1 protein-coding gene is annotated in these 456 nt (G+C 65.4%); it reads left to right on the forward strand.

The genetic code is table 11. The features are described from left to right. Window positions 1-456: ABC transporter permease subunit (locus DOU50_RS00065; RefSeq protein ID WP_416202930.1), on the forward strand; the 456-nt coding region annotated here is incomplete at both ends.

The raw sequence follows: 456 nt of genomic DNA on the forward strand, positions 1-456 counted from the left end.
CTGGGTGGCCGATGGCGGTCGCCGTTCCGCTGACGCTGCTGCTGGGACTGCTGTGCGGGCTGGTAAACGCGGCGCTGATCCACTACACCGGCATCAGCCCGCTGGTGATTACCCTCGGCACGCTCTACCTCTACGGCGGCGGGGCGCTGCTGCTCTCCGGCATGGCGGGAGCCACGGGCTACGAGGGCATCGGCGGCTTCCCGGACAGCTTCACGGCGTTCGCTAACCTCACGGTGTTTGGCCTGCCGATCCCGTTGGTGCTGTTCGCGGTGATTACCGTCTTCTTCTGGCTGATTACCCACCGCGGGCGCTTTGGTCGTCATCTGTTTTTGATTGGGCAGAATCCTCGCGCGGCGCGCTATGCGGCGCTGTCGGTGAACGGCATGCCCTACGCGCTGTACGGCCTGGTGGGCGTAGCCTCCGCGATTGCCGCGCTGGTAATGGTCTCCTATTTCG

Source organism: Enterobacter sp. C6, from assembly GCF_008122455.1.
Taxonomy (GTDB): Bacteria; Pseudomonadota; Gammaproteobacteria; order Enterobacterales; family Enterobacteriaceae; genus Enterobacter; species Enterobacter pseudoroggenkampii.